Raw genomic sequence first — 25663 nt, forward strand, 5'->3', positions numbered from 1 at the left:
GCACGGTCGGGGATCGGGCGCCGCACGTCCGCACCCGGCGGCGCGCCGTCCCGATCGAGGCCTCGACCGGCAGCGACTCGCCCGCGGCCCCGGCGATAGCCCCCGGCGAACCCCGATTCAAGGCGGCGACGGCGGCCGGTCGCCGGCCCGTCATCCCCGGAAAACCGCGCAGGCCGCCGCCGTCCCGCCCGCGTCCCGGGCTTTGTCATCGAACTGTCGTGCAATCGTCATACCGCCTTGGTCCAACCGACCGTATGGCGCGGTGCACAACGGCTCACGGGCACCGCCCGCAGGCCGATGCGCGCTCCTCGAGGAGACCACAGATGAAGTTTACGACCCTCGCCGCCCTCGTGGGCCTCGGCCTCGCCACCCTCGCCCCCGCGCAGGCGGCCGAGATCACCGGCGCCGGCGCCACCTTCCCGTTCCCGATCTACTCCAAGTGGGCCGAGGCCTACCGCAAGGAGAGCGGCCTCGGACTGAACTACCAGTCCATCGGCTCGGGCGGCGGCATCAAGCAGATCCAGGCCAAGACCGTCGATTTCGGCGCCACCGACGCGCCGCTGAAGGGCCCCGCCCTGGACAAGGACGGCCTCGTCCAGTTCCCGACCGTCATGGGCGGCGTGGTCACCGTGGTGAACATCCCGGGCATCGAGCCCGGCAAGCTGAAGCTCACCGGCGAGGTCATCGCCGAGATCTATGCCGGCAAGATCGCCAAGTGGTCGGACGCCAAGATCGCCAAGCTGAACGAGGGGCTGAAGCTCCCCGACGCCAACATCACCCCGGTCTACCGTTCGGATGCCTCGGGCACGACCAACATCTTCACCACCTACCTCTCCCAGGTCTCCGAGCCCTGGAAGAAGGACTACGGCGCGGCCACCACGATCAGCTGGCCGGTGGGCCAGGGCGGCAAGGGCAACGAGGGCGTCACCGCCACCGTCAAGCAGGTCCCGAACGCCATCGGCTACGTCGAGTCGGCCTACGCCAAGCAGAACAAGCTGAGCTACGCCCTGATCCAGAACAAGGCCGGCAAGTTCCCGCAGCCCGACGACAAGGCCTTCCAGGCCGCGGCCGCCAGCGCCGACTGGAAAGCCGCCCCCGGCTTCGGCATCTCGCTGACCAACGAGGGCGGTGAGGGCGCCTGGCCGATCACCGCCGCCACCTTCATCCTGGTCCACAAGGACCCGGCCGACGCGGCCCGCACCGCCGAAGTGCTGAAGTTCTTCGACTGGGCCTACAAGAACGGCGACAAGCTCGCCACCGACCTCGACTACGTGCCGCTGCCCGACAACGTCGTCAGCCAGATCCACGACGCGTGGAAGGAGATCAAGGGCAAGGACGGCAAGCCCGTCTTCAACATGTAAGCCCGTCTTCAACAGGTAAGCCCGTCCTCACCCTGTAAGTCCGTCCTCGACGGATGAGGCCGAACCCCGCGGGCGCTCCGCCCGCGGGGCCAGGGGGCGAGCCACCGCGCCCCCTGACAGCGACCGACGGACCCGGCGTCGCGATGCCGGGTTCCCCCTTCGCCGCCCCCTTTCGCCACCCCCTCCGTTTCGCCACCCCTTGGCAACGAACCGGTGATCCCCTCTCGCGCCGGCGACCGGCGCAGGGTAGGACGCCGCCCGGTGAAGAGAAGACATTCGGATGGCCGCCTTGACTGACCAGATCGCCCTGACGCGGGACCGCGCCTCGGCCCGCAAGACGCCCGGCGGCCTCGGCGACAGCCTGTTCCGCGCGGCCTCCTACGGCGCGGCGTTCCTGGTGCTCCTGGTCCTCGCCGGCATCCTGGCCTCCATCGCGTACGGCGCCTGGCCGGCCTTCCAGCAATTCGGCTTCGGCTTCATCACCTCCACCGTCTGGAACATCGGGCAGGAACAGTACGGCGGCCTCGTGGCCATCGTCGGCACCCTGGCCTCGGCCGTCCTCGCCCTGCTGATCGGCGTGCCGCTCTCGCTGGGCATCGCCATCTACCTGACGCAGCTCTGCCCCGGCTGGGCCCGCAAGCCTGTCTCGATGACCATCGAGCTCCTCGCCTCGGTGCCGAGCATCATCTACGGCATGTGGGGCCTGTTCGTGTTCGCCCCGCTCTTCGCCCGCTTCGTGCAGGTGCCGGTGTCGAACCTGGTCGAGGGCATGCCGATCGTCGGCACCCTGTTCTATGCCCGCGTCCCCTCGGGCGTCGGCATCCTCACCGCCGGCATCATCCTGGCCATCATGATCGTGCCCTTCGTGGCCTCGATCACCCGCGACATGCTCGATCAGATCCCGACCGTGCTGCGGGAGAGCGCCTACGGCATCGGCTGCACCACCTGGGAGGTGGTGCGCCACGTGCTCGTGCCCCAGGCCTCGGTCTCCATCATCGGCGCCATCATGCTGGGCCTCGGCCGGGCCCTCGGCGAGACCATGGCGGTGACCTTCGTGATCGGCAACGCCAACCGCCTCTCGGGCTCGGTCTTCGACCCGGGCTCCACCATCGCCTCGCGCATCGCCAACGAGTTCAACGAGGCCGACGGCCTGCAGCTGAACTCCCTGATGGCGCTCGGCTGCATCCTCTTCGTCATCACCTTCTTCGTCCTGATCATCGCGCGCCTCCTCACCCGCCGCGCGAAGGTCGCCTGAGGCCAGCCTCACCGAGACGTCAGGAGCCGCATCATGGACGCCGCGAACCCCCTCGCCACCACCGCCGCCCCGGCCCGGGTCAGCCGGGTCCGTTCCGGTCGCCGGATCGCCGACCGGGCGCTGATCCTGGCGAGCACGATCGCCACGCTGGTGGGCATCGTCGTGCTCGGCTCGATCCTGTTCATGCTGGTGATCGAGGGAATCCAGGGCTTCTCGCCGACCCTCTTCACCGCCCCGACGCCGGGGCCCGGCTCCGAGGGCGGCGGCATCGCCAACGCGATCCTCGGCAGCCTGGTGATGACCCTCCTGGCCATCCTGGTCGCGACGCCCGTGGGCGTGATGGCGGGGACGTTCCTGGCCGAGTACGGCCGCAACTCGAAGGTCGCCGACGTCATCCGCTTCCTCAACGACATCCTGCTCTCGGCGCCGTCGATCCTCATCGGCCTGTTCGTCTACACGCTGATGGTGCGCCCGATGGGCTCCTACTCGGGCTGGGCCGGCGCGGTGGCGCTGGCCATCATCGCGACGCCGGTGATCGTGCGCACCACCGAGGACATGCTGCGCCTCGTGCCCTCGACCCTGCGCGAGGCCGGCGCGGCCCTGGGCGCCCCGCCGTCGATCGTCATCAAGAGCATCACCTGGCGCGGCGCCAGCGCCGGCATCGTCACGGGCATCATCCTGGCGCTGGCCCGCATCGCCGGCGAGACCGCGCCGCTGCTCTTCACCGCGCTCAACAACAACAGCTGGTTCGCCCCCAACCTGATGGGCGGCGTGCCGAACCTGCCCGTGATGATCTACCAGTTCGCCCTCTCGCCCTATGCGAACTGGCAGCAGCTCGCCTGGGCCGGCGCCCTCCTGATCACCGTCACGATCCTCGCCCTCTCGATCGTGGCCCGCTTCGTCATCAAGACCGAGCGGTCGCGCTGACCACCCGCGCGCCGCCCGTCTCCGCTCCTTCGACCGATAGGATCTTGAACCGATGAACGCCGCCCCCGGGATCACGTCCGCGCAGCTCACCGGACGCCACAAGGCCGACGAGTCCTCACCGGTCCGCATCGCGGTCAAGGACCTGAACTTCTACTACGGCAGCTTCCACGGCCTGAAGTCGGTCAACCTCAACTTCCACGACCGCCAGGTCACGGCGCTGATCGGCCCGTCGGGCTGCGGCAAGTCCACCCTGCTGCGCACCTTCAACCGGATCTACAGCCTCTATCCGGACCAGCGCGCGGAAGGGGAGATCCTCCTCGACGGCCAGAACGTGCTGGATTCCAAGGTCGACCTCAACGAGCTGCGCTCGCGCATCGGCATGGTGTTCCAGAAGCCGACCCCGTTCCCGATGTCGATCTACGACAACGTCGCCTTCGGCCTGCGCCTCTACGAGAAGCTGCCCAAGGCCGACCTCGACGTGCGCGTCGAGGAATCCCTGCGCAAGGCCGCCCTCTGGGACGAGGTGAAGGACAAGCTCAAGCAGTCCGGCATGGGCCTCTCGGGCGGCCAGCAGCAGCGCCTCTGCATCGCCCGCACGGTGGCCCAGCGCCCCGAGGTGATCCTGTTCGACGAGCCGACCTCGGCCCTCGACCCGATCTCCACCGGCCGCATCGAGGAGCTGATCGAGCAGCTGCGCTCGGAATTCACCATCGTCATCGTCACGCACAACATGCAGCAGGCGGCGCGCATCTCGCAGTTCACCGCCTTCATGTATCTCGGCGAGCTGGTGGAATTCGGCCCGACGACGCGCATCTTCATGAATCCGGAGAAGCGCCAGACGCAGGACTACATCACCGGCCGCTTCGGCTGATCCTCCGCCGGCCGGGATCGGCCCGCGCCCCACATCACCGCCAGGGCGGGCACCGGACAGGCGGGCCCGATCGAGGAGCGAGACCCATGCCCGACCACATCGTCAAATCCTACGATACGGACCTTGAGGACCTGCGCCGCTCGATCTCCGAGATGGGCGGCATCGCCGAGAAGATGATGACCGAGGCCGGCGAGGCCCTGGTGCGCCGCGACGCGCCCCTGGCCCAGGCGGTGATCGCCGCCGACACCCGCCTCGACACCCTGCAGCGCGAGATCGAGGAGCGGGCGATCCTGCTCATCGCCCGGCGCCAGCCCCTGGCCATCGACCTGCGCGAGACCGTGACGGCGATCCGGGTCTCGAACGATCTCGAGCGCATCGGCGACCTCGCCAAGAACGTCGCCAAGCGCGTCGTGGCGATCGCCGACCAGATCCAGCCGCAGAAGATCGTCATCGGCGTCCAGCACATGAGCGACCTGGTGCAGGAGCAGCTCAAGGACGTCCTCGACGCCTATGCCAGCCGCGACATCAAGGCGGCCCTCGGCGTCTGGGAGCGCGACGACGCCATCGACGCCCTCTACAATTCCCTGTTCCGCGAGCTCCTGACCTACATGATGGAGGATCCGCGCAACATCTCGTTCTGCACGCACCTCCTGTTCGTGGCCAAGAACATCGAGCGCATCGGCGACCACACCACCAACATCGCCGAGACGATCCACTACCTCGTCACCGGCGAGAACCTGCTGGCCGAGCGCGAGCGCCCGAAGAACGACGCCTCCAACTACGCCACCGTGGACATGCCCGGCGCGGCCTGACCCCGTGCCGGTCTGATCGAAAGCGCACGATGAGTACGCGTATCCTGATCGTCGAGGACGAGGAGGCCCTGACCCTTCTCCTCCGCTACAACCTCGAGGCCGAGGGGTTCATCGTCGACTCGGCCGCCCGCGGCGACGAGGCGGACCTGCGCCTGCAGGAGCAGGTGCCCGACCTCGTCCTGCTCGACTGGATGCTGCCCGCCCTGTCGGGGATCGAGCTCTGCCGCCGCATCCGCGCCCGACGCGAGACCGAGCGGCTGCCGGTGATCATGCTCACGGCGCGCGGCGAGGAGGGCGACCGCATCCGCGGCCTGGGAACCGGCGCCGACGACTACATCGTCAAGCCGTTCTCGGTGCCCGAGCTCCTCGCCCGGGTCCGCGCCCTGCTGCGCCGGGCCAAGCCCGCCCACGTCGCCAACCTGCTGGTGGCCGGCGACATCGAGCTCGACCGGGTCAGCCATCGCATCCGCCGGGAGGGCCGCGAGATCCATCTCGGGCCGACCGAGTTCAAGCTCCTCGAGTTCCTGATGCAGAGCCCCGGCCGGGTGTTCTCCCGCGAGCAGCTCCTCGACGGCGTCTGGGGCCACGACGTCTACATCGACGAGCGCACCGTCGACGTCCATGTCGGGCGCCTGCGCAAGGCCCTGAACCGCCCGCGGCAGAGCGACCCGATCCGCACCGTGCGCGGCTCGGGCTATTCCTTCGACGAGATGTTCGAGACCGAAGCCGAGTAGCCGGGCCGAGTCGCTGGGCTGAGCCGAGTCGCCGGGCCGAGCGGCCGGCCCCGCCGCTCAGGCGAACAGCATCGTGTCGGTGGGCAGGTGGACGGTGAAGGCCTTGCCCTCGTCGACCCAGCCCGGACCGGCGACGCCGTGATTGATGCCGTTGGCCTCCTCGGCGCTGCCGGCGAAGTGATGCTGGCCGGTCTGGGTGTTGTAGAAGCGCTCCAGGGTCAGGCCGCCGGGGGCGCTGGCATCGGCGTAGGCCTCGAAGGCCACGCCCTCGTACTTGTAGCTCGGCGCGGTCTTCAGGACCTGGTCCCGCTCGGACACGCTCGTCGTGAAGAAGTGGGCGTTGGAGACCGTGTCGAAGAACCGGAACACGTCCACCGTGTCGGCGCCCTTGGCCGGGGCTGCCCAGGCGGTGCCCTCGTAGTTGAACCACGGCAGCGTCTGCTGGATCTGCGCCTTCTCGGCGGTGCTCGTGGTGTAGAAGTGATCCCCCGTATGGGTGTCGTAGAACCGATACACCGCCGTGACCGCCGGGGCGGTGGAGGCGGCGACCGGGCTCGACGGTGCGGCCGCGGCCATCACCGGGGCGCTCGGCGCGCCGTACAGGGCCTGGATTCCGGCGAGGTCGCCGGCCGCCAGGGTCTTGATGCTGGTGTTGAGGACGGCGTTCATCACCTCGGGCTTGGTGTTGTAGTGATCGAGGCCGAGCGCGTGGCCGATCTCGTGCAGCGCCACCAGGGAGAGATCGACGTTCTGGGTGCTGACCACCCGCCCGCCGGAGACGGCGTGCCAGCCCTCGCCGCTGTCGAAGGTGATCTCCACCGACTGCATGCGCTGGCCGCTATAGGTATAATGGGCATAGCCCAGGGTGTCGCCGAGCCCGTCGATTCCCCCGAGGGTGACGTCGATCTGGGCGCTGGCCGTCGTGGCCACCTGCTGGAACGCGATGTTGGCGGCCGCCGCCCAGGTGGCGAAGGCGGCCTGGAGAAGGCTCACGAAGCTGGTGGGAATCGTGCCGTCGACGGCCCAGGTGACGGTGCCGCCGCTCGTGCCCGCCGCGCCCGTGCCCCAGCGCGGACCTTCCAGCGCATAATCCCCCATTGCCTGCCCTCCCGTCTCTTCGGGCCAGGGTCGGCGGCAGAGGTTGCGAAATCCTTACCGCACCCGCCGCCGCGTGACCGGGCGGCGCGTCCTCAGACGATGCTGCGCACCACGCCGCCATCGACCCGGAGGGCCGCGCCGCTGGTGGCGCTGGCGGCCGGGCTGCAGAGGTAGGCGACCATGCTGGCCACCTCCTCGACGGTGGCGAGACGACCGATCAGCGAGGTCGGGCGGTGCTCGGCCACGAAGGCCCTTCCGGCGGCGTCGAGGTCGACCTCGCCCCCGGCTCCGCCGTCCTGCCCCTGGGCCATGCTCTTCATGAACTCGGCGACGCCCTCCGACAGGGTCGGCCCCGGCAGCACGCTGTTCACGGTGACGCCGCTGCCCGACACGGTCTCGGCGAGCCCCCGCGCGACCGCGAGCTGGGCGGTCTTGGTCATTCCGTAATGCACCATCTCCACCGGGATGTTCACGCCGGATTCGCTGGAGATGAAGACCACCCGGCCCCAGCCGCGCTGGACCATGCCGGGGGTGTAGGCCCGGGCGAGGCGCACGCCGCTCATCACGTTGGTGTCGAAGAACCGGCGCCAGTCCTCGTCCGGGATCTCGAAGAACGGCTTCGGCTCGAAGATGCCGGTGTTGTTCACCAGGATGTCGATGTCCGGCAGGCCGGAGACCACCCGGGCCGCCCCGTCCGGGTTGGCGACGTCGCCGGGTGCCCCGATGAAGCCGGCATGGCCGGTCTCGCGCTTGAGGCGCTCGACGGCGTCGCGCACCCGCTCCTGCGTCCGCCCGTTGATCGCCACGTTGGCCCCGAGCTCGCCCAGCGCCTTGGCGATGGCGTAGCCGATGCCGCTGGTGGAGCCGCTGACGAGGGCGCGCTTGCCGGACAGGTCGAGGTTCATGGGATCGTCCTTGGGAGAGGCTCTGCCCGGGTCAACGCGCAGGACGGGTCCTGGTGCGATCGCGGCGGATGCGTCAGGCGCCGGGCTGGCGCCGCAGCACGCTGGTCACCGCCCCGAGGCTCGCCAGCGCGACGGCGCACCACAGGGTCGCGCTCACCGGTCCCGCCGGCGGGCCGCCCTGGTGCAGGCCGAAGATCACCGCCACCAGGGCCGCGCCGAAGGATTGCCCGGTGAGGCGGGCGGTGGATTGCATCCCGCTCGCCCCGCCGCTCCGGTCCCGCGGGGCGCTGGTGATGATGACCTTGTTGTTGGGCGACTGGAACAACCCGAAGCCGAGGCCGCACAGGGTCAGGCGCCAGGCGATGTCAGGATGCGACGCGCCCGCGGGGAGCAGGGCAGTCGCCGTCAGGCCGGTGGCCATCAGGGCGAGGCCGAGGCCGCCGAGCAGCCCCGGGGCGTAGCGGTCGGCGAGGCGCCCCGAGATCGGGGCCATCAGGGCGATGGCCAGGGGCCAGGGCGTCATCAGGAAGCCGGTCTGCGTCTCGGAGAGGTGCAGCACGTCCTGGAAGTAGAAGGGCAGGGCGGCGTAGGCCATCATCTGGGCCGCGAAGGAGGCGACGGAGCTCGCCATCGACAGGGCGAAGGCGGGGATCCGCAGGAGATCGACGGGCAGGAGCGGGCGCGCCAGCCGGGTCTGGGTCCAGACGAAGACCGCGCCGATCGCCAGGGCCGCCCCGATCTCGGCCAGCGCCACGCCCCGGGTCGCCGGGTCGCCGAGTCCGTCGACCCCGATGATGAGCAGCCCGAAGGTCACGGCGTTCAGGAGGGCGCTGCGGATGTCGAAGCGCCCGCCGTTCCGCGGCGTCACCGGCAGGGTGCGGGCACCCACCGTCAGGGCGATCAGCCCCACCGGCAGGTTGACGAGGAACAGCCACGGCCAGCTCGCCACCGACAGGATGGCGGCCGCCACGGTCGGACCGGCGGCGGAGGCCATCGCCACCACCAGGGCGATGTTGCCGACGCCGCGCCCGATCATCCGCTGCGGATAGATGAAGCGCACCAGGGCGGTGTTCACGCTCATGATGCCGGCGGCCCCGAGCCCTTGCGCGATCCGTGCGGCCACCAGCGCCTCGAAGCTGGGCGCGAAGGCGCAGGCGACGGAGGCGGCCGTGAACACGGCGAGGCCGGCGAGATAGATCCGGCGATAGCCCAGGATGTCGCCCAGGGCGGCCAGGGGCAGCAGGGCGGCCGTCACCGCGATCTGGAAGCTGTTGGTCACGAAGATCGCCGCGGAGGGCTCGACCCCGAGGTCCTTGGCCATCACCGGCAGGGCGACGTTGACGATGGCCCCGTCGAGCACCGCCATCGTCATGGCGAGGCCGATGGCAAGAAGTGCCAGCATGCGCTCGCGCACCGGAATGCCGTCCGTCCCGGGCTCCGGCGCCGTCTTGTTCGGGAGCTTCCTGCTCCCGGATGGGTCTCGGCCCTGGGTTGGGGCTTCGTCCGGGCGGGAATGTCGGCCGCGCGGATCCTGGCCGGGAGCGTCGGTGGTCATGGCCGAGCCCTGGGACGCGGCGCCGGAAATCGCAAGGGCCGGGGAAACGCGGCGTGTCCTTTGTCACGGGGAGCGAGCGACGCCGGGGCGGAACCTGCGCTATGTCAGCCCGGTGCGTAAGACTGCGCGCCGTTGCCGGGACCCCACATGGACGCGCTCCTCAAACTCTCCGCCCTGCTGCTGGCCGCCCAGCTGTCCGTGGCGCCCGCCACGGCGCAGCCGACGTCCAACGAGACGGCGCCCCTCGGCATCGCCCTGGAGGGCTTCGCCTACCCGTATCCGGTGTTCTACCTCGAGCGGACGCGCGACGGCGAGCGCCAGCGCCTCGCCTACATGGACGTGCCCGCGCAGGGCCAAGCCAACGGCCGGACCGTCCTGCTGCTGCACGGGCGCAATTTCCCCTCGAGCTACTGGCAGCCGGTGATCCAGGCGCTGACCCGTACGGGCTATCGGGTGCTAGCCCCGGACCAGCTCGGCTTCGGCAAGTCGGCCAAGCCCGTGGGACCCTACACCTTCGACGCCATGGCGGCCGACACCGTAGCGCTGCTCGACTCCCTCGGGCTGGCGCGGGTCGACGTGGTGGCCCATTCCATGGGCGGGATGCTGGCGGTGCGCCTCGTGCGCAATGCCCCCACCCGGGTCAACAGCCTCGTCCTCGAAGCGCCGATCGGCCTGGAGGATTATCGCTTCACGGTGCCGCCGGTCTCCGACGCCACCCTGCTGCGCCTGGAGGGCGATGCCACGGCGGAGTCCTACCGTCGCCAGCTGATGACGAACTACGCCCTCTCGCTGCCGGCCTCCGCCGTCGAGCCCTTCGTGTCGCTGCGCGAGCGGGTGAAGGGCTCGGGCGAGTATCCGCGCTGGCTGCAGTCCTTCGTCAATTCCTACCAGGCGATCTGGGGGCAGCCGGTGGTGCACGAGATCCCGCTGATCCAGGTCCCGACCCTCTTCATCATGGGCGAGAACGACCACAACGCGCCCGGCAAGCCCTTCGCGCCGGAAGCCCTCCGGGCCGGCATGGGGCACAATGCCGAGCACGCGCGGACGCTGGCCGGCCAGATGCCCAGCGGCCGCGCCGTGGTGCTCCCGGGGATCGGGCACCTCGTCCACATGGAGGCGACGGACCAGTTCAACACCCTGACGCTCGAATTCCTCGACGGTCACTGAGCGCCGGGCCAACCCGACGGGAGAGACGACATGAGTGTGAGCATGGATGTCGGCGTGATCGGCCTCGGCCGGATGGGCCGCGGCATGGCGGCGAGCCTGGTCCGGGCCGGGCACAGGGTCCGGGTCTGGAACCGCTCGCCGGGCGCGGCCGAGGGGCTCGCTGGCGTGACGCCGGTGGCGCAGGCCGCCGAGGCCTTCGCCGGAGACGCGGCCATCACCATGCTGGCCGACGACGCGGCCCTGCGCGCGGTGATCGTGGATGGCGGCCTCCTCGACGGCGCCGCCCGCCCGGGCCTGCATCTCTCGATGAGCACGATCTCGGTGGCCCTGGCGCAGGATCTCGCCGCCATCCACGCCCGTGCCGGCGTGCCCTACATCGCCGCTCCGGTCTTCGGCCGTCCGGACGTCGCCGAGGCCGGAGCCCTGAACATCGTGGCGGCGGGCGACCCGGGGGCGATCGACCGGGCCGAACCGCTCCTCGCCGCCATGGGCGCCCGGACCTGGGGCTTCGGACTCGAGCCGCACCGCGCCAATGCGGTCAAGCTCGCGGGCAACTTCATGCTGATCGCGGCGATCGAGGCGATGGGCGAGGCGGCGGCCCTGGCCGAGGGCCACGGCGTGACGGGGGCGGACCTGCTCGACCTGCTCACGAACACCCTGTTCGCCTCGCCGGTCTACAAGAACTACGGCGCGCTCATCGCGGCACGGCGCTACGAGCCGCCGGGCTTCAACCTCAAGCTCGGCGCCAAGGATGTGGGCCTCGCCCTCTCGGCCGCAGGCGCGGCCGGGGTGCCGATGCCCTTCGCCAGCGTGCTGCGCGACAACCTCATCGAGGCGATGGGGCACGGCGACGCCGAGAAGGATCTCGCCGCCCTGGCGGAGGTTGCCCGCCGGCGGGGCCGGACCGCCTGAGACGAAGGCCGCCTCAGCGGTTGAAGACGAACAGCGAGACGCCGACCACCACCGGCACCAGGGCGGCGAGGCCGATGAACAGCGGCATGATCCAGTCGCTGCCGTTCTCCGGCCTGGCGGCCTCCCGGGCCTTGGGCGGCGCCGCCTCAGTCTTCCGGGCGAGCGCCACGCGGTCCGGCGTGGGGGCATTGCCGGCCGCCTCGTCGTCGGTGCCGAGCTGCGACAGGCCGGGATCGTAATGGGCGACCTTGTCCCCGGTCCGGCCGCTGTCGATGTCGGCCTTCAGCATGGCGGTGGTGGGCCGCTCGGACTCGGGCGGCGTCTCGACCGCGAGGTTGCCCGGGGTCGGGGGTGTTTCGGATCGTAAGGTCATGGGGGGCTCCGTGTCGGGGGCGTACCTGTGGGGGAGCAACGCGCCATGGCGTCGCCCGTTCGCCGCCCGCTCTGACGCAGGACCGCTCGACGCTTCGGGAAGAGCCGGGTGGGTCTTCGCTCAGCGCCCGCCGCCCCCGCCGCCGGCGCTCCCGTTCGGGATCGCCCGCTCGGGCAGGTTGGCGTTGCCGCCGGCGGCCGAGTCCGTGGTGATCGTGTCGGCCCCGTTCGCGCCGCGGGCGATCACCACGTCCGGGTCGTTGCCGGTGGTGTTGGACTGCCCTTCGACGATGATGCCGCGGCCGCCGGGGCCGCGCTCGGGCGCCAGCCCGGTCTGCGCCGCGGCCGGCAGGGCCAGGGTCGATACGAGGCAGGCGGACGCGATCAGGGGCGTAAAGAACTTCATGACTCTCTCCGTGGCTGGGATCTGCAACGGCAACCCGGCCTGATGCGCCCCGTTCCGAAGTAAATGCCTCGGTGAAGACCTTCGTACTGATCCGTACGTTCGCCAAAGCGCCTTTCAAATGCTTGTGGGGAACAGCCGTTGACGGGCGGACTTCTTCCCAGAAGCAAGCATTTTCTGAGACGCGAGCATTCTCGACATCGTAGGAGCGAGCCATGGCCCAGGACGAGCCCACCACGCCCGGTGACACGAAGCCCGGTGACGAGGCGACGCCCGGCACCCCGGGGACCGGTGAGAACCTCTGCCGCCGCTGCCACGGAACCGGTGCCCTGGACGCCAAGCCCTGCCCGGACTGCCAGGGCACCGGCAAGATCACCAGCGGCATCGGGGGCGGCTAGGAGGCGCCGCGCCCGCGCGACGGGACCGGAGCGAGGCTCGACGCCACACGTGAGCGGGCGCCGCGAGATCCGGTTCGGACCGCGCGGCGCCCGCTCGGGCCGTTACTGGAGCGGGCCCGTGAGGCCGACCGTCGCCCCAGCGCCCCTGCGGGCGGGGACGACGAGGCTGCCGACCTCATCGACCGGGTTCACGGTCGCCCCGGTCCAGCCAGCGCAGGCTTGCCCGGCTAGGACTTTTCCGGGCTGGCAAGGCTGCTCTGGGCACCCGACAGGTCGGTCTTGCTGCTGGCGAGCCCGGTGGTGTTCCCGGTCGGCCCCGACGCGATCGCGTCGGCCGGAACCTCGCGGTTGGCGACGTGGTCCTGGTACTGCTCGGTCTGGACCATCTTGCTGTCGAGCCCGCGCGCGTCGTTGTGCCGGGACTTGTCGCGATTGCTCAGGACCATGTTCTCTTCCAGAATCCCGTCCGGCAGGTCCGTCATCGCGCCGCTGCCCGTGCCCTTGCCCTGGGCGGCCGAGCCCATCTTGTGTCGATCGGCGTTCGCCATTCTGGCGTCTCCTTGGTTGTGTCTCCGACGGGAATCCGGTTCAGTGCGAGCGGTCGGCGGACTTGCCCGCCGCATCGTGGGCGTGGTGGCGGTCGCGCTCGCCCCCGCCGCCGGAGACGTGCGAGCGGGTGTCGCTGGTGGGGCTGCCCGGCGCCGGGCCGTCGTGGTCCACCGCCTGCGGCTTCGACGCGTCCTGGTGGCTGGAGCCGGGGCCGCCGTGGTGACGGTCGGCCGCGGGCGTCTTCTTCGCGGTGCTCATCAGCGATCCTGTTGGTAGCCCTGGTTGGTGGTGTTCACCTTGGAATTGCCCGCCTGACCGACCTTGTCGGGGTTCTGGGTCTGGCCCGATCCCTTCGGACCCGTGGCGAGGGGTGCCTCCGGCGTGCTGCCGGGGCCCTTGTGGGACTGGTTGGCGGGGGGAACGGGCGGTGCCTTCGCCGTCATGCCGGGCTCCTGTCAGTGATGTTGGATGGGTCAACAAACAATCTCGCCGGATCACATCTGTTCCGGGTCGGTCAATCTTTGACGCTGGCAGGCTACAGCGTCCGAATTTTCTCCTCGATACGCTGCGCTTCCTTGTCGTCGATCTCGACCGGACGGCCGCTGTCATCGGGAATACCTTCGCCGGTCTGGGCGATGGTGGTGTCGCGCGGCCGTGAATTGGGGCCGGTCGAGTCCGGTTTCTCCGAACTCGACGCGTTCGTGTCACGCTCCATGGTACGCTCCTGCCTGTGCGAGGGGTCGCCGTCCGGTTCAGGCCTTCCCGGGCGTGTCATCCTTCCAGGTCGGGCTCGGGTCCGAGATCCGGCGCAGGTTCTCGGGCGGGGTTGCCGCCTCGACCTCCTCGACGCTGGCGATCGATCCCCCCGAGACCGCATCGAGGCGCGGGAAGTCGGAGGCGATCCGCGCGGCTTCCGCCTGCCCACCCGGGTCCGATTGCAGCGTGTGCTGCAGGCGATCCGGCAGGCCGATATCCCGGGGGTCGTCCTGGCCCAGATCCTGGCCGTTGCGGTCGGTGTAGGGGTCGAAGTCGCGCAGGTTCGGTCGGGAGGGGGCGTCCGACGGCTTGCGGGTGTCGTTCATCGCGGATCTCCGAAGAAAGGGACAGGAAAACAAGATCCCAGGATCACAGGACGGCTAGGATCACAGGACGGAAACGATCACGGGATCGGATGGCTGCCGGTGACCGTGCGTGGTCGCGCCGGAGCCGGGTTTCAGGTTTGCTGGCGTGTCGCGAGGGGGGCTTCGGGACATCCGTCATCGCCAAGTTCCCTCCGTGACTGGCCTGGGCCGGCTCGCGCGAGACCCGTGCGCGGTACGCGTCCGCGTCGACGCGGCGCCGCGCGACGGCGGTTCGAACGCCCGGTCGCACACCCTCGGTCTCACGGGGCGGTTCCGAGGGGACAACCCCGGCGGGATCGCTTTGTTTCGCCCGCGTCAGCCGCGCCCCGTCCGCGAAGACGGAGCTCTCCTCAGCGCCGGAGGTGGCCGAGGGGCAGGGCGGTCGTGTACTTCACCTGTCCCAGGGCGAAGCTGGAGCGGATGCTCGCGACGCCGGGGATGCGGGTGAGGTAATCGAGCACGAGCTTCTGGAACTGGCCCAGATCCTCCACCACCACGCGCAGCATGTAGTCGGCCTCGCCGCTCATCAGGTAGCACTCCATCACCTCGGGACGGTGTCGCACCGCGTCGTCGAAGGCCTTCAGCGCATTCTGAGTCTGTTTCTCGAGCGTCACGTGGACGAAGACGTTGACCGCCAGCCCGAGGGCGATCGGATCGGCCACCGCGACGGAGCGCTGGATGATCCCGCTGGCCTTCAGGTCGTTGATCCGGCGCCAGCAGGGCGAGGTCGAGAGCCCGACCTCCTGGGCCAGCTCGGCGACGCTGATCTCGCTGTCGCGCTGCAGACGTTCGAGGATGCGCAGGGACGCGTCGTCCAGCGTGATCGACCTTGGCGGCATAATCTGTCCCCGAACCGGAGGAGAGCGGCATGTCTGTCCGATCTTCCCGCTCTAACCGGAAAACCAAGACGAAAATACCGGCTGTTCGGTCATAAACATCCTGGGCTGCGGGCTCGTCCGCGTTCTGTCCGCGGACCCCTGTCATGGTCGATTCCTACGCGCCGCTGCTGGCCTCGCCGCCCGTGGCGCCCGCCCGTCCCCGCCTCGCGGTGCCGACGGGGGTCTGGCTCGGCCTGATGGTCCTGCTCTGGGGCCTGAGCTGGCCGGCGATGAAGCTCTGCCTCGACGCCGCTCCGCCCCTCTGGCTCGCGACCCTGCGCTTCTCCAGCGCCGGCGCGGTCCTGTTCGGGTTCCTCGTCCTCAAGGGCCGCCTGCGCTGGCCGCCCCGGGCCGACTGGCCGGTGCTCGCCAGCGTCGGGTTCCTGCAGATGATGGCCTTCACGGCGCTGGGCCTGATCGCGATGCGCCACACCGATGCGGGCCGGGCGGCGCTGCTGGCCTACACCACACCGGTCTGGGTCCTGCTCGGCGCCTGCCTGGTCCTGCGCGAGCGTCCGTCGCGCCGGCAGGGTGTCGCGATCCTGTTCGGTCTCGTGGGCGTCGCCGTGGTGTGCTCGCCCATGGGCATGGACTGGACCGATCCCGACGTGCTCCTGGGCAACAGCCTGCTGCTGGTCTGCGCGCTCTGCTGGGCCGGCGTCATCCTGCATGTCCGGCATCACCGCTGGCGCGCGCATCCCCTCGACCTCGCGCCCTGGCAGATGCTGCTGGCCGCGGTCCCCCTGGCCGTCGCGGCCTTCGCGGTCGAGGGGCCGCTCGCGGTCGCGTGGTCGCCGCGCCTCGTCGGGCTCTTGGTCTTCATCGGCCCCGTGGCGACGTCGCTGTGTTTCGTGATCTTCACGACGGTCGGCCGGCGCATCGACAGCTTCACCATGGCGAACGCCACCCTCGGGGTCCCGGCGGTGGGCCTCCTGTCCTCCGCCTTGCTCCTGGGCGAGCGCCTCGGTCCCGCCCTGCTGGTCGGCCTCGGCTGTCTCGCCGCCGCCCTGGTCACCGCGGCGCAGGATGCGCGCCGCGCCTGACCGGGATCGGTCGGGCACGTTCCCTCCAGATCGGGCTACTCCCTCGCGGTGCGGGCACGTCCCCTGCAGTTTGGGCACTTCCTTTGCGCATCGTCGGCCGGAGGTGCGGGAACCGATCTGGTCCCACTCGTGCTTCCGCAGCCGCGACGGGCACGGGACGGATCGAAGCGACATGCAGGACGACGAGACGCGGGTGGAGAGCCGGGACCGGGTGGGCTCGATCTGCCGGTCCCTGCGCCGGGCGATCGTCGAGCGGGCGATCATGCCCGGCGACCGCCTGCCCGAGGACGCCCTCGGGGAGCGCTTCGGCGTCAGCCGCACCATCGCGCGCCAGGCCCTCGGGCAGCTGGCGGGGGAGGGGCTGGTGGAATTGCGGCGCAACCGCATCGCCGTGGTGGCGACCCCGAGCTGGGCGGAGGCCCGCGACACCTTCGACGTCCGCATCAGCCTGGAGCGCCTCGTGGTCGCCCGCCTGGCCGGACGGCTGACGCCCGACCAGCAGGCCGCGCTCCACGCGCATATCGGCCAGGAGGAGGCGGCCCAGGGCGGGGCGGACGGCGCCTCGATCCGGCTCGCCACCGAGTTCCACCTGCTGCTCGCCCAGATGACCGGCAGCCCGGTGCTGGAGCGCTACGTGGCCGAGCTCGGCTACCGCTGCGCCCTGGTGCTCTCGCTCTACAGCCGCCCGCATTCCGCCGAGTGCGGGGTCAGCGAGCACCGTGCCCTCGTCGCCGCCCTGATCGCCGGCGACCCCGCCCGGGCCGTGGCGCTGATGGACCACCACCTCGACGCGGTGGCCGAGCGGGCGCGGATCGTCGCCGCCCCGCCGCGCGAGCGCGACCTCGGCCGCCTGCTCGCCCCCTACATCGAGCCCGTGGGCGGCTGACGGGCCCTCATGCCCCATCCGCCGGATCCCGTCGGGATGGCGGATGGGGGCTTCGTTCGAGGGCCGACGGGCTTGCTGGTCCGGGGACCGCTGCGATCGGGTGCGGCCCGGATCAGGTGTTCAGGCCGTGCTGGCTGAGGAGGCGCTCGGCGCTGTCGTTCCAGACCTCCATGGTGACGATCAGGCCGTCCCGCACCGTGAAGCGGTCGACGTAGCGGTTGCCCTCGAACGGCGTCCCGTCCGGCCAGGCGCCGTAGAGCGTGCCGAGGCTGTAGACCGTGGTGACGCCGTCGCCCGGCACCACGTCGAGGCGCTCCATCCGCTTCTTCACCCAGGCGTAGCGCCCGGCATTGAAGGCCGTGACCTCGCGCGGATGCTTAAAGCTGCGCCCGCCGGTGAACACGATGGTGATGCCCGGCGCCATGTAGGTCGCCGCCCGCTCGGGGTCGGGCACCATCGAGGCTTCGAGATAGGCGGTGACGTTGGCCGCGTCGCGGGCTGTGGTGTCGGTCATGATCGGCTCTCCGGAGACACGCCCCTCCCTGCCGCAAACGCCGCCAAAGTGCATGCAACAAGTGTATGCACTTTGGCGCTCGGGCAGGCACGCGGCGGCGTTGCGCAGAAATCCCTGAGCAAATTCAAGGCCAAGGCGGCTGGCATGGGGGTTGCGGAGTGGCCGGCGAAGCATCCGCCGGAGAGACCCCATGCCCAGCCGATCGACGCCCCTGACCCGCCGCCTCGCTCTGGGGGCGTGCCTTGCTCTCGGGCTCTCCGTCTCCGGCACGGCCCGGGCCGCGGAGCCGATCCGGATCGGCCTCGTCACGGCCCTGAGCGGGCAGTCGGCAAAATCCGGCGAGGCGATCTCCCGCGGCATCGGCCTGGCCATCGACGAGATCAACGCCGGCGGCGGCGTGCTCGGGCGGCCCCTGGAGCTGGTGGCGCGGGACGACGAGGCCAATCCGTCGAAGGGCGTGCTGGCCGCCCGCGAGCTGATCCAGCGGGTCGGCGTGGTGGCGCTGGTCGGCGGCCTCGACACGCCGGTCTCGATGGCGCTGGTGCCCATCGCCAACCAGATGAAGGTGCCGTTCCTCGGCCCCTGGGCCGCCGGCACCGGCATCACCCGCAACGGCGCGGCCGACAACTACGCCTTCCGGGTCTCGGCCGTGGACGCGCTGGTGGACGAGGCCCTGGTCACCTACGCGGTGAAGACCCACGGGGCGAAGAAGCCCGGGATGATCCTCGTCAACAACGCCTGGGGCGAGTCGAACCAGCAGGGCCTCACCGCGGCGCTGAAGGCCGCCAACCTGCCGGCCGCCGGCATCGAGAAGTACGAGGCCGCCGACCTCGACATGGTGCCCCAGCTCACCCGCCTGCGGGAGGCCGGCGCCGACACCCTGTTCCTCGTCGGCAATGTCGGGCCCTCGGCCCAGGTGGTGAAGTCCCTCGACCGGATGGGCTGGAGCGTGCCGGTGGTCTCGCACTGGGGCCCGGCCGGCGGCCGCTTCGACGAGCTCGCCGGGCCGAGCGCGGCGAAAGTCCACTTCATCCAGACCTTCACCTTCGCGGGCAACACCAGCCCGAAGGCCCTCGCGGTCCTCGACGCGCTCAAGGCGAAGTATCCGGCAATCAAGTCGATGGCCGACGTCACCCCGGCGGTGGGCATCGCCAACGCCTACGACGCCACCCACCTGCTCGCCCTGGCGATCAAGGCCGCCGGCTCGACCAAGGGACCGGAGGTGCGGGACGGCTTCTACAAGGTCGCGACCTATCCCGGCCTGATCAAGACCTACGACAAGCCCTTCGCGCCGGGCCAGCACGACGCCCTCGGTCCGCAGGACTACGTCTTCACCCGCTTCCAGAACGGCGAGATCGTCGCCGTCACGAACTGAGGGAACGGGGCCGATGCTCACGGGAACGCTCATCACCGGCCTCGGCCTCGGCAGCATGTACGGGCTCGTGGCGCTCGGCTTCCACATCACCTACGCCGTCTCGGGCACGGTGAACTTCGCGCAGGGCAGCGCCGTCACCCTCGGGGCGGTGCTGGGCTACACCCTGGGGGTGACCCTCGGCTGGCCGATGCCGGCCGCGATCCTCGGGGCGCTGCTCGGCTGCGCGGTCCTCGGCGTCACGGTGGAGCGGCTGCTGGTGCGGCCCTTCGTCGAGAAGGGCTCGGAGGCCTGGCTGCTCGCCACCGTGGCGGGCGGCATCGTCCTCGACAACGCGATGCTGTTCACCTTCGGCAAGGAGCCGCGCAGCCTGCCCTCGTCGCTGGCGGTGACGCCGGTGGAGATCTTCGGCACCGGCATCTACCCGCTCCAGCTCCTCATTCCCGTGGTCGGGCTCTCGGTGGCGGTGGCGATCCAGACCCTGTTCCGCCGCACAGATCTCGGCCGGGTGCTGCTGGCGGTGGCGCAGAACGCCGACGCCGCGCGGCTGATGGGCATCGACGTCCGGCGCACGGTGGCCTGCGCCTTCGCGCTCTCGGCGCTCCTCGCCGGGGCCGCCGGACTCCTCATCGCGCCGCTGTTCTCGGTCTCGGCCGAGATGGGTGCGCTGTTCGGGATCAAGGCCTTCGCGGTGGCGATCCTGGGCGGCATCGGCTCGGCCACCGGCGTGGTGCTGGCGGGCCTGCTCTACGGCCTCGTCGAGGCCGGGGTCACTGCGACCCTCGGCTCCACCTACACCCAGCTGGTGGTGTTCTCGGTGATCATCCTCGCCCTGGCCCTGCGCCCCGACGGGCTCCTCGGCCGCGCCGCCATCAACAAGGTCTAAGCCCGATGCACCGCCTGCGCGCCTCGGCCGCGATGCCGCTCGCCATCCTGGCCCTGACCCTGGCGGGCCTCGCCCTGGTGGGGCTGACCGGCGGCTACAGCCACTTCGTCATCGCCCTGGTGGCCCTGACCACCGTCGCCGGCACCGGGCTCAACGTCCTCCTCGGCCTCACCGGGCTGATCTCCTTCGGGCATGCGGGCTTCTACGCCGTCGGCGCCTATGCGAGCGCGATCCTCACCGGGGCCGGCCTGAGCTTCTGGCTCGCCCTGCCGGCGGCCGGCCTGCTCTCGGGCCTGGTCGGGGCGGGGCTCGCAGTGCCGGCCATGCGGGTGAAGGGCCCCTACCTGGCGATGGTCACGATCGCCTTCGGCTTCATCATCGAGCATGCCCTGATCGAGGGCGGGTCGCTCACCGGCGGCCAGAACGGCCTCGTGGTCACAACCGGGCCGAGCCTGTTCGGCGTGCCCTTCGCCGAGCGCGAGCTGGCGTTCCTCGCCGTCCTCGCCGCGGGCCTGAGCCTCTCCGGCTTCCACCGCCTCGCCCGCAGCCGCCTCGGCCGGGCGATGCGGGCGGTGCGCGACGCCGACGTGGCGGCCGCCTCCCTCGGCTTCGACCCGGTGCGGGTGAAGACCCTGGCCTTCGCGATCTCGGCGGCGCTGACGGGCCTCGCCGGGGCGGTGCTGCCGCCCCTGATGCTGTTCATCGCCCCGAGCTCGTTCCCGTTCTCGCAGTCGATCCTGTTCGTGCTCTCCGTGGTGGTCGGCGGCGCCGGCACCGTGCTGGGGCCGCTGTTCGGCGCCCTCGTCACCGTGCTGCTGCCCGAGACCCTGGCGGGGCTCGCCGAGTACCGCCTGCTGTTCTTCGGCCTCGCCACCCTGGTGGTGCTCTGGCTGGTGCCCGCGGGGATCGTCGGCAGCGCGGCGCGGCTGCTGCCGCGGCCGCGGACCGGCGCCCGGCCGCCGGCGATGGATTTCGCCCGGCTCATCGGGCAGCGTGGGGCGCAGGCCCTGGTGGTCGAGGGCATCGGCATCCGCTTCGGCGGCATCCGTGCGGCCGAGGGCGTCTCGGTCCGGGCGGAGGCCGGGGCGGTGACGAGCCTGATCGGCCCCAACGGCGCCGGCAAGACCACCGTGCTCAACATGATCTCGGGCTTCTACCGGCCGCAGGCCGGGGCGATCCGCCTGGGGGAGCGGGACCTCGCCGGGGCCCCGGCCCACGCCATCGCCCGGGCCGGCATCGCCCGAACCTACCAGACCACGCGCCTGTTCGGGTCGCTCGGCGTCCTCGACAACGTCGCCCTGGCGTTCGAGCCGGGCCGCCTCTGGCGCCGCTCCGGCGCGCAGGACCGCGCCGCCGCCGCGGCCCTGCTGGACTTCGTTGGCTACGCGGGCGACCTCGACCGGCCGGCCGCGGAGCTGCCCCATGTCGACCGCCGCCTCGTGGAGATCGCCCGGGCGCTGGCCGGCCGGCCGCGCATCCTCCTCCTGGACGAGCCCGCCGCCGGCCTGACCCGGGCCGACACCGACGCGCTGGGCGGCCTCCTGCGCCGGATCGCCGGGCAGGGCATCGCCGTGGTGCTGGTCGAGCACGACATGCCCCTGGTGATGGGCGTCTCGGACGCGATCCTGGTCATGGATGCCGGGCGGCCGATCGCCCACGGGACGCCGGCCGCGATCCGCCACGACCCGGCGGTGATCCGCGCCTATCTGGGCGGGGCCGACACGCCGGCCCGGCCCCGCGCCGCCGCCTGGAAGCCGCCGGCCGACGCGGTGCTCTCGACCCAGGGCCTCACGGCCGGCTACGGCGCCGCCCCGGTCCTCGACCGCGTCGCCATCGAGGTCCGCCCCGGCGAGACCGTGGCGCTGCTGGGCGCCAACGGCGCCGGCAAGTCGACGACCCTGCGGGCGCTCGCCGGCCTGCTCCGGCCGGTCTCGGGCGGGATCGTGCTGGACGACCGGGCCATCGCGCAGCTGCCCGCCCACACGATCGCCCGCCTCGGCCTCGCCCTGGTGCCCGAGGGCCGGCAGGTCTTTCCCGAGCTGACCGTGATCGAGAACATCCGCCTCGGGGCCCATGGCCGCACGACGCCCATCGACCCGGCCGAGATCGAGGCGCTGCTCACCCGCTTCCCCCGCCTGCGCGACCGGGCGACGAGCCGGGCGGGCCTGCTCTCGGGCGGCGAGCAGCAGATGCTGGCGATCGCCCGCGGGATGATGGCGCAGCCGCGCATCCTCCTCCTCGACGAGCCCTCCCTCGGCCTGGCGCCGGCGATGATCAACGCCCTCTACGCCGTGGTGGCGGACCTGCGCGACCAGGGCGTCACCATCCTGATCGTCGACCAGATGGCGGCCCTGGCCCTGACGGTGGCCGATCGCGGCTACGTGCTGGAGCAGGGCCGCGTCGTCACCGCCGGCACCGCCGCCGAACTCAGCGCCGATGCCGGCCTGGAGGCCGCCTATCTGGGGGCTGCCTGACGGGGCCGACGGCCGGGCCGGCGTCGGCGCATTGCGGACGCGCTGTCCGCGCGCTGGCGCGCGACGACATTGGAGCCAGCGCCGTAGGGTCGGGATTCAATCCGGTTCAATCATCGGGGGGCGGATTTCGGCCCTTTGCAGCCCCTCTGACGGTCCGCGTCTCGGCAGCTTGATTGACGACGCGCTACGACCAAATTGGGTGGTTCTCGGACGGTCCGCATTTTGCCCTTTCAAAGCAGGAGCGGACCTTTAGGGATGCGGGTGATCCTACTCCTTTGGGATCGTAGGCGCGGCTACGCGGTCGCTGCTCAACGCGTGTTTCTGACCGCCGGATGTTCGGAAATGAGCATTGGTTTTGGGGAGCGTAGGATGCACGGGATCGTCAGCGGATGGCCGAGGGTGCTCGTGCGAACTGAAGGCTTCGCCGTCCTGGTTGCCGCATCGATGGCCTACGCTTGGGAGGGCGGTAGCTGGTGGCTATTCGTCGCCCTCTTCTTCGTGCCCGACTTGAGCATGGTCGGCTACGTTGCCGGGAGCAAGCCGGGCGCGGCGTTGTACAACATCGCTCACTGGTACGTCCTGCCGCTCGCATGCCTCGTCTGGGGTGCCTTCGGCCACTTCCCGGAAGCCTTGCAGATAGGTCTTATCTGAGCCGCTCATATCGGCTTCGACCGCAGCCTCGGGTACGGACTCAAATACCCAGAGGCCTTCGGTGTGAGCCACCTGGGTCGGATGGGAAAGGCCAGCGGGAGCGCATAGCGGTTGGCCATGAAAACCCGGCTGCGAATGGCACTCAATACGAGTTCGGGTCGTAACTGTCGCTCGGACGAGCGTACGCCTTCGAAAGCGCGTCGCTCATCGGCAGGTTCAGATTGATGCTGCGTGGTGGGATCGGTTGGGTAAACCACCGGTGATAGAGTTTCCTGCCCTCGGGGCTGGCGTAGAGTTTGGCCGTTGCAGCATCGGCGACAGCCTTGAACGGCGCGTCGTCCCTGCGCAGCATGACGGCGTAGGGTTCGGGCTTCGACAGCGCCTCCGTCGAGATCTCGTACGCCCCGGGGTCCCGCGCGGCTGCCACAAGGGAGGCGAGCAGCACGTCGTCCATCACGAAGGCCGCCGCTCGACCACTCTGGACCATCAGGAACGCTTCGGCGTGATCGACGGCCGGCAGGATCGTCAGCCCGAGGTTGCGCGCGACGTTGGCCTCGTTGATCTGCCGCAGGTTGATCGTACCGGAGGTCGAGACCACGGTCCGGCCCCGCAGATCGTCGATGGTGTGCAGGTCGGCGCCCTTCTTCGCTACGTAGCGCGTCGCGGTCAGGAAGTTGGTGTTGATGAACGCAACCTAATTGCGGCGCTCGAAGGTGTTCGTCGTCGAGCCGCATTCGAGGTCGATGGTGCCATTGGCGATCAGCGGGAGGCGGGTCGCCGAGGTCACCCCGTTTAGACGAACCTCAAGCTGCGCGAGCCCGAGCCGCACCTTCACGGCGTCGACGATGTGCCGGCAGATGTCGAGGGCGTAGCCGACCGGCTTCTGGTCCCCGTCCAGGTAGGAGAAGGGCACCGAGGAGTCGCGAAAGCCGAGCGTGATCACGCCCGTCTCTTTGACCTTCTTCAGGGTGCCCGTCAGCTCATCGGCCAGGGCGCCGGAAGTTGAACTCAAGGCAAGCGTCACCGTTGCGGCTGCAGCCGCGCGTCTCAAGGCATACATTTTTCGATTTCCTTCTTCCGTAAGCGGGGCGGTGGCATGGTCGCTTGACGAGGCGGGCCGTCCCCGTTGGGGGACGAAAGCGGTCACACCAGCTCGAAGAGCCCCTCGACCTCAACGGGGACGCCGCGTGGCAGGGCGTTGGTCCCGACGGAGGTTCGCGCGTGCCGCCCATCCTCTCCCAGCGCGAGCACCATGAGGTCCGAGGCGCCGTCCATCACCCGCGCTTGGTGCGTGAAGTCATCGCGACAGCGAACGAAGCCGGTGAGGCGCAGGCATCGAACCCGATGGGGTTCGTCCCCCACTGCGATGCCAACCTGGGCGAGGATGTTCAGCGCACAGGCACGCGCCGCGGCCTGCGCCTCCTCGACGGTGACGTCTTCGCCAACGACGCCACGATACAGGGGTTCACCGTTCCGAATAGGCGTCTGCCCCGCGACGAACAGCAGGGCGCCGGCGCGCGTGAACGGCACGTAGTTGGCTGCCGGCACCGTCGGTCGCGGCAGAGCCAGTCCGGCGGCTGCCAAACGAGCAAGGATCGCCGCGTTCATGCGGACACCCCCGCGGGAGTTATGCTGAGATCAGCACCGGATGCGACCTCTCCGCCGAGTAAGCAGCCCAGGGCGCGGTCGCCGGCAAAGCCGATCCGGACCCGGATCTCCGACAGATGTCCCATCGCCCGACCCTGGTGGATCAGGATCGGGCGATCGTCCGGCTCGATGGTGCCGTCGTGCAGGAGGCCGAACGCCAGGGCCGCCGCGGCGATGCCCGTTGCAGCATCTTCCGGGTAGCCGGATGACCGCGGGAACTGGCGAGCCTCGAACATCCGTCCCGGCCCGTCCACGATCGCATAGGGGTAGAGCCCAGTCGAACCGATGCTGCGACAGACGGCCTCGACGGCGGCCTGATCGGGGCCGAGGGCGTGGAGACCCGCCGGGAGGCGCATCGGAACCAGGGTCTTCACCCGTGATGTGGCTGCGTTGTGCAGCGGAAGGTCAGCAAGGGCTTCGCGGCCGATGCCTAGGGCGGCGCAGACGGCCTCCACAGCATCCGAGGTGAGCGGTGCCACCCGCCCGGCAGGCTGGGTGATCTCCACGCGCCACGACCCATCATCCCGTTTCTGCACGAAGCCGGTGACGGTTCCGCTCGCCGTTGCGATCCGGACTGGTGCGTTCGTCAGCCGTGCCCGGCGCGCGAGCACCCAGAGTGCGCCGATGGTGGCATGCGCGCACATCTCCATCTCATGGTTCGGCACGAAGAACCGGAACGTGAAGTCGTGTGCGTCGTCCGCGGGCGACAGTACGAAACCACTCTCATGGCCGTATCGCCGCGCCACCGTCTGCATCGCGCCTGCATCCATGGCGCTGGCCTCTGCGACGACGGGGCACGGATTCCCGCCTGCGCCTTCACAGGTAAAGACGCGGACGACTTCGACTTCGCTCATGGCTCCTATCCCTGGCTC

28 protein-coding genes and 2 pseudogenes are annotated in these 25663 nt (G+C 70.5%); 15 read left to right on the forward strand and 15 right to left on the reverse strand.

The features are described from left to right. Nucleotides 1-323 precede the first annotated feature (323 nt). The 6 genes from pstS (at nt 324) to phoB (ending at nt 5960) form a co-directional block, all read left to right on the forward strand. Nucleotides 324-1361 carry a phosphate ABC transporter substrate-binding protein PstS gene (pstS, locus tag CRT23_RS17880; RefSeq protein WP_055957287.1) on the forward strand — a complete coding sequence of 346 codons (1038 nt, stop codon included), beginning with the start codon at nt 324-326 and terminating at the stop codon, nt 1359-1361. Between the two features lie 280 nt (nt 1362-1641). After that, nucleotides 1642-2616, forward strand: coding sequence for a phosphate ABC transporter permease subunit PstC (gene pstC / locus CRT23_RS17885; RefSeq protein ID WP_055957283.1), 975 nt, complete (start codon nt 1642-1644; stop codon nt 2614-2616). A 33-nt stretch (nt 2617-2649) separates the two neighbouring features. After that, nucleotides 2650-3543, forward strand: a complete 894-nt coding sequence (gene pstA / locus CRT23_RS17890; protein WP_055957282.1) for a phosphate ABC transporter permease PstA — start codon at nt 2650-2652, stop codon at nt 3541-3543. A 52-nt stretch (nt 3544-3595) separates the two neighbouring features. After that, on the forward strand, nt 3596-4414 hold the full coding sequence (gene pstB, locus CRT23_RS17895) for a phosphate ABC transporter ATP-binding protein PstB (RefSeq protein ID WP_055957279.1): 819 nt from the start codon (nt 3596-3598) through the stop codon (nt 4412-4414). Nucleotides 4415-4500: 86 nt separating this feature from the next. Beyond that, complete coding sequence (phoU, locus tag CRT23_RS17900) at nt 4501-5226, forward strand: phosphate signaling complex protein PhoU (RefSeq protein WP_055957276.1); 726 nt, start codon at nt 4501-4503, stop codon at nt 5224-5226. Nucleotides 5227-5255: 29 nt separating this feature from the next. Then, nucleotides 5256-5960 (forward strand): phosphate regulon transcriptional regulator PhoB, encoded by a 705-nt coding sequence (gene phoB, locus CRT23_RS17905; RefSeq protein ID WP_055957273.1) that lies wholly within the window; start codon nt 5256-5258, stop codon nt 5958-5960. Nucleotides 5961-6017: 57 nt separating this feature from the next. Here the strand turns inward: phoB and CRT23_RS17910 are convergent, their stop codons facing one another. The 3 genes from CRT23_RS17910 to CRT23_RS17920 form a co-directional block, all read right to left on the reverse strand. Next, entirely contained in the window at nt 6018-7058 is a 1041-nt protein-coding gene (locus tag CRT23_RS17910; protein ID WP_103710740.1) for a matrixin family metalloprotease, read from the reverse strand. Between the two features lie 92 nt (nt 7059-7150). Beyond that, nucleotides 7151-7963, reverse strand: a complete 813-nt coding sequence (locus CRT23_RS17915) for an SDR family oxidoreductase (RefSeq protein WP_103710741.1) — start codon at nt 7961-7963, stop codon at nt 7151-7153. 73 nt (nt 7964-8036) lie between these two features. Further along, nucleotides 8037-9365 (reverse strand): MFS transporter, encoded by a 1329-nt coding sequence (locus tag CRT23_RS17920; protein ID WP_103710743.1) that lies wholly within the window; start codon nt 9363-9365, stop codon nt 8037-8039. A gap of 300 nt (nt 9366-9665) precedes the next feature. On the opposite strand from CRT23_RS17920, the gene CRT23_RS17925 reads away from it, so the two are divergent. Both CRT23_RS17925 and CRT23_RS17930 read left to right on the forward strand, forming a co-directional pair. Continuing rightward, nucleotides 9666-10685, forward strand: a complete 1020-nt coding sequence (locus tag CRT23_RS17925; protein WP_103710746.1) for an alpha/beta fold hydrolase — start codon at nt 9666-9668, stop codon at nt 10683-10685. Between the two features lie 42 nt (nt 10686-10727). Then, the gene (locus CRT23_RS17930) at nt 10728-11597 is read left to right on the forward strand and encodes an NAD(P)-dependent oxidoreductase (protein WP_103710834.1); all 870 of its coding nucleotides are present in this window, start codon (nt 10728-10730) and stop codon (nt 11595-11597) included. A gap of 13 nt (nt 11598-11610) precedes the next feature. Here the strand turns inward: CRT23_RS17930 and CRT23_RS17935 are convergent, their stop codons facing one another. Both CRT23_RS17935 and CRT23_RS17940 read right to left on the reverse strand, forming a co-directional pair. Further along, entirely contained in the window at nt 11611-11970 is a 360-nt protein-coding gene (locus CRT23_RS17935; RefSeq protein ID WP_103710748.1) for a hypothetical protein, read from the reverse strand. A gap of 120 nt (nt 11971-12090) precedes the next feature. Further along, nucleotides 12091-12375, reverse strand: coding sequence for a hypothetical protein (locus CRT23_RS17940; protein WP_103710750.1), 285 nt, complete (start codon nt 12373-12375; stop codon nt 12091-12093). A gap of 212 nt (nt 12376-12587) precedes the next feature. Between CRT23_RS17940 and CRT23_RS17945 the strand changes: the two genes are divergently transcribed. Further along, nucleotides 12588-12770, forward strand: a complete 183-nt coding sequence (locus CRT23_RS17945) for a hypothetical protein (protein ID WP_103710751.1) — start codon at nt 12588-12590, stop codon at nt 12768-12770. A 227-nt stretch (nt 12771-12997) separates the two neighbouring features. Here CRT23_RS17945 and CRT23_RS17950 read toward each other — a convergent pair whose 3' ends face one another. From CRT23_RS17950 to CRT23_RS17975, 6 genes are all read right to left on the reverse strand, one after another. Then, nucleotides 12998-13318 carry a hypothetical protein gene (locus CRT23_RS17950; RefSeq protein WP_103710753.1) on the reverse strand — a complete coding sequence of 107 codons (321 nt, stop codon included), beginning with the start codon at nt 13316-13318 and terminating at the stop codon, nt 12998-13000. Nucleotides 13319-13358: 40 nt separating this feature from the next. Next, nucleotides 13359-13577: a hypothetical protein gene (locus CRT23_RS17955; protein ID WP_103710754.1), complete on the reverse strand. Its 219-nt coding sequence runs from the start codon at nt 13575-13577 to the stop codon at nt 13359-13361. After that, on the reverse strand, nt 13577-13762 hold the full coding sequence (locus CRT23_RS17960) for a hypothetical protein (RefSeq protein WP_055957244.1): 186 nt from the start codon (nt 13760-13762) through the stop codon (nt 13577-13579). The genes CRT23_RS17955 and CRT23_RS17960 overlap by 1 nt, the downstream gene beginning before the upstream one ends. Nucleotides 13763-13854: 92 nt before the next feature. Further along, on the reverse strand, nt 13855-14034 hold the full coding sequence (locus CRT23_RS17965) for a hypothetical protein (RefSeq protein ID WP_103710756.1): 180 nt from the start codon (nt 14032-14034) through the stop codon (nt 13855-13857). 37 nt (nt 14035-14071) lie between these two features. Beyond that, nucleotides 14072-14401 (reverse strand): hypothetical protein, encoded by a 330-nt coding sequence (locus tag CRT23_RS17970; RefSeq protein WP_103710758.1) that lies wholly within the window; start codon nt 14399-14401, stop codon nt 14072-14074. 389 nt (nt 14402-14790) lie between these two features. Then, nucleotides 14791-15279 carry an Lrp/AsnC family transcriptional regulator gene (locus CRT23_RS17975; protein ID WP_055957238.1) on the reverse strand — a complete coding sequence of 163 codons (489 nt, stop codon included), beginning with the start codon at nt 15277-15279 and terminating at the stop codon, nt 14791-14793. A gap of 143 nt (nt 15280-15422) precedes the next feature. Here CRT23_RS17975 and CRT23_RS17980 point away from each other — a divergent pair, with 143 nt between their 5' ends. Next, on the forward strand, nt 15423-16361 hold the full coding sequence (locus CRT23_RS17980) for a DMT family transporter (protein WP_103710760.1): 939 nt from the start codon (nt 15423-15425) through the stop codon (nt 16359-16361). 172 nt (nt 16362-16533) lie between these two features. Then, nucleotides 16534-17247 (forward strand): GntR family transcriptional regulator, encoded by a 714-nt coding sequence (locus CRT23_RS17985; RefSeq protein ID WP_103710761.1) that lies wholly within the window; start codon nt 16534-16536, stop codon nt 17245-17247. Between the two features lie 112 nt (nt 17248-17359). Here the strand turns inward: CRT23_RS17985 and CRT23_RS17990 are convergent, their stop codons facing one another. Beyond that, the gene (locus CRT23_RS17990; RefSeq protein ID WP_103710763.1) at nt 17360-17761 is read right to left on the reverse strand and encodes a nuclear transport factor 2 family protein; all 402 of its coding nucleotides are present in this window, start codon (nt 17759-17761) and stop codon (nt 17360-17362) included. Nucleotides 17762-17951: 190 nt separating this feature from the next. On the opposite strand from CRT23_RS17990, the gene CRT23_RS17995 reads away from it, so the two are divergent. The 4 genes and pseudogenes from CRT23_RS17995 (at nt 17952) to CRT23_RS18010 (ending at nt 23252) form a co-directional block, all read left to right on the forward strand. Continuing rightward, entirely contained in the window at nt 17952-19136 is a 1185-nt protein-coding gene (locus CRT23_RS17995; RefSeq protein WP_103710764.1) for an ABC transporter substrate-binding protein, read from the forward strand. A 13-nt stretch (nt 19137-19149) separates the two neighbouring features. Beyond that, nucleotides 19150-20019: a branched-chain amino acid ABC transporter permease gene (locus tag CRT23_RS18000; RefSeq protein ID WP_055957225.1), complete on the forward strand. Its 870-nt coding sequence runs from the start codon at nt 19150-19152 to the stop codon at nt 20017-20019. A 5-nt stretch (nt 20020-20024) separates the two neighbouring features. Beyond that, nucleotides 20025-22493 (forward strand): branched-chain amino acid ABC transporter ATP-binding protein/permease, encoded by a 2469-nt coding sequence (locus CRT23_RS18005; RefSeq protein ID WP_103710765.1) that lies wholly within the window; start codon nt 20025-20027, stop codon nt 22491-22493. Between the two features lie 369 nt (nt 22494-22862). After that, nucleotides 22863-23252: pseudogene (locus tag CRT23_RS18010) on the forward strand (DUF4260 domain-containing protein). A 34-nt stretch (nt 23253-23286) separates the two neighbouring features. On the opposite strand, the pseudogene CRT23_RS18015 reads toward CRT23_RS18010, so the two are convergent. The 3 genes and pseudogenes from CRT23_RS18015 to CRT23_RS18025 form a co-directional block, all read right to left on the reverse strand. Next, nucleotides 23287-24204, reverse strand: a pseudogene (locus CRT23_RS18015) (amino acid ABC transporter substrate-binding protein). 83 nt (nt 24205-24287) lie between these two features. Then, nucleotides 24288-24752: a RidA family protein gene (locus tag CRT23_RS18020; protein ID WP_103710767.1), complete on the reverse strand. Its 465-nt coding sequence runs from the start codon at nt 24750-24752 to the stop codon at nt 24288-24290. Then, nucleotides 24749-25645 (reverse strand): PhzF family phenazine biosynthesis isomerase, encoded by an 897-nt coding sequence (locus CRT23_RS18025; RefSeq protein ID WP_103710769.1) that lies wholly within the window; start codon nt 25643-25645, stop codon nt 24749-24751. The genes CRT23_RS18020 and CRT23_RS18025 overlap by 4 nt, the downstream gene beginning before the upstream one ends. Nucleotides 25646-25663: the final 18 nt, after the last annotated feature.

This window comes from Methylobacterium sp. V23 (assembly GCF_002917135.1).
Taxonomy (GTDB): Bacteria; Pseudomonadota; Alphaproteobacteria; order Rhizobiales; family Beijerinckiaceae; genus Methylobacterium.